Origin of the sequence: Acidocella sp. (assembly GCF_013044125.1) — a bacterium.
Lineage (GTDB): Bacteria > Pseudomonadota > Alphaproteobacteria > Acetobacterales > Acetobacteraceae > Acidocella.
In genome coordinates, this window is sequence record NZ_JABEVC010000131.1 from 1 (window position 1) to 2,690 (window position 2,690).

Here is a 2,690-nt window from a genome sequence, read left to right on the forward strand (position 1 = left end):
CGACAGCAACCGCGCGCCCCTTCGCCATTCCAGCCTCCTCGTACAAAACCCAGCCAGAATGTAGCCTATTTATCGATCAGGACACTAGTGGGACACGTCATTGAAAATGCCGTGTCCCACTAGCCAGATCGCACTTAAACTAATCAGGCCCTAACCCCGCACCTCAACCGCCGTTATCCCCGCCGCCAGCACCGCCAGCAAATCCCTCAATTCCAGCGCCACGCACCCCGCCGTCGGTGCTAAATCCGCCGCCGCCACATGCAGAAAAATCGCCGAGCCCCGCCCCGGCACAACCGGCGCCAGATTCCACCCCAGCACGCCGATCACATCATAAACCCCATCCGCGCGCCATAATGCCTCATGGCGGGCGGGGTAGGGCAGGCTCACCGGCCGGTTATACGCCGCATCGGCAACATCGTCGCACCAGCCGTCAAACTTTCCAATCGGCTCAACTGGCACCACACACGCCGGCGGCCTTATCCGGTCAGCGCGATACATCACCCGCAACAATTCCAGCCGCCCCAGCGGCGTTGCGCCATCGCCCTCAACCTTGTGCCCGCTCACGCCCGCGCGCCCGCACACCGCACGCAACTTCAGGCCAGCGCCCTGCAACAAACCGTTCTGGTAGTAGAACTCAACCAAGATAATGCCCGAACCGCGCGGCCTTGGTTGCCAGATACGCATCATTCACGCCATTGGGCGCAAACTCATGCGCCACCCTCGCCACCACCTCTATCCCGCAGGCTTCCAGCGAGGCCACCTTCTCAGGATTATTCGTCAACAATCGTATCCGCGTCATCCCCAGCGCGCGCAACATCGCCGCGGCAATCGAGAAATTGCGTTCATCCGCCTGCCAGCCCAGCGCCCGGTTGGCATCCAGCGTATCCAGTCCACGGTCCTGCATCGTATAGGCTCGCAATTTGTTGATCAGCCCGATCCCCCGGCCCTCCTGCGCCAGATACAGCACCGCCCCGGCGCCTTCGGCCGCCATCCGGGCAATCGCCCCGCGCAGTTGCGGCCCGCAATCGCAGCGCAAACTTCCCAGCAAATCACCGGTGAAACATTCCGAATGTACCCGCACCAGAGGCGCCTCCTGCGCCGCCGGATCGCCCACCAGGATGGCCATATGCTCAATCCCCTGGTCCAGCGCGCGAAAGGCGATCAGCCGCGCATCCCGCGCATCCTCAAGCGGCACCGCCACCTCCGCCACCTTGGTGAGCGAGGCCGCCAGCTCTAGAGGATAGGCCAGCAGATCTTCCGCCGGCACGCTCAGCAGATCATGCCCAGCCGGTACGCTGGCCCAGCCGTGGCGCACCGGCGCCACCACCATTGCAGGCAGCAGGCGCGCCAGCTTGCCCAGCGCCAGAGCCGCCGTGGCGGCGGCTGGCGGGTCCATCAGTTCAAAATGGGGCAGAATCTGTTCCATCGTGGGGTCTGCCACGCGCTTGAGTGTTTCAGAATCAATCAGCGGGCGGGCTAGTTTCAGGGCAATGGCCGGAGCGTGGGAATCAACTTCTCGTTGCAACACAGCGGCAGCCCGTGCGGGAGCCAGCAACAGCATGGCCCCTCCGCTGGAGAGTAGGTCGATCAGCCGCAGCCCTTCCGCCCCAACGGTTTCAGCCGGGGCGATGATCAGGGGCTGAGGCGCGGCTAGTACAACGGGCACACCGCGCCTAGCTTCCGCAATCGCGCGGTGCACGGCGCGTGTGCGCGGAGTTCCCAGTGCATTTCCGGTAGGTTTTAAAGCGGTCTTCATAACCTATAAATAAGCTGCTCATGGTACTTCTACCAGAGGTACTGACACTGGCGCAAAACAACTCTATATTTAGAGTATCAACGGAGAGAAATATGGCCAGCCAGCACTCAATTCTTGTCGTGGACGACGACACCGCCCTGAGAACGGTGCTGGTGGAGCAGCTTGCACAGGACGGCGAATTCGAACCTACCGAGGCGGACAGCCTGGCCCAGGCCGAGCAACAGCTTGCCGGAACGCATGCGCGTTTCGATGTGATTCTGCTCGATATCAGCCTGCCGGATGGCGACGGCCGGGATTATTGCAAAAAATTGCGCGTCAGAGGCATCAAGACACCGATCATCCTGCTCACCGGACACATGGAGGAGAATGATGTCGTCAGCGGGCTGGACGCAGGGGCCAATGACTATGTCGCCAAGCCGTTCCGGTTGAATGAGCTGCTGGCCCGCCTGCGTGCGCAGATGCGTGCTTTCGAGGGCTCGGAGGATGCGGTTTTCAACATCGGTTCATACACATTCCGCCCCGCGGCGAAGCAATTGACGGACATCGGGCGTAACAAAAAAGTACGGTTGACCGACAAGGAAAGCGCAATCCTGAAGTTCCTCTATCGCGCCGCCGGCAAGCCTGTATCGCGCCAGGTGCTGCTTAACGAGGTCTGGGGCTATAACGCCGCCGTCACCACGCACACACTGGAGACCCATATCTACCGGCTGCGCCAGAAGATCGAGCTGGACCCCGCGGTTTCCCGGCTGCTGCTGACCGAGGGCGGGGGCTACCGGTTGAACGCGGACTGCAGCGTCCCGGCCGCCTGAGGTGGATGCAAGTCATCCGGCTCTACTGTCCCGATTCTGAAATTCGTAACATCAAAATATCTTCCCGCGCGGGACACGCGCGCTTTGTTTTCAGTGGCCTGCTTGTCCCTTCCGTCCGCGGCGAG

Annotated in this window: 3 protein-coding genes; 1 reads left to right on the forward strand and 2 read right to left on the reverse strand. The window is 61.8% G+C overall.

Annotation, left to right across the window (positions count from 1 at the left end; genetic code table 11):
- Window positions 1-150: 150 nt before the first annotated feature.
- Window positions 151-642 (reverse strand): L,D-transpeptidase family protein, encoded by a 492-nt coding sequence (locus HKL97_RS08370; RefSeq protein ID WP_363238614.1) that lies wholly within the window; start codon window positions 640-642, stop codon window positions 151-153.
- Window positions 635-1,756, reverse strand: a complete 1,122-nt coding sequence (gene ribA, locus HKL97_RS08375) for a GTP cyclohydrolase II (RefSeq protein WP_291424295.1) — start codon at window positions 1,754-1,756, stop codon at window positions 635-637. Before ribA ends, HKL97_RS08370 begins: the two co-directional genes overlap by 8 nt.
- 92 nt (window positions 1,757-1,848) lie before the next feature.
- On the opposite strand from ribA, the gene HKL97_RS08380 reads away from it, so the two are divergent.
- The gene (locus tag HKL97_RS08380) at window positions 1,849-2,565 is read left to right on the forward strand and encodes a response regulator transcription factor (protein WP_291424297.1); all 717 of its coding nucleotides are present in this window, start codon (window positions 1,849-1,851) and stop codon (window positions 2,563-2,565) included.
- Window positions 2,566-2,690: the final 125 nt, after the last annotated feature.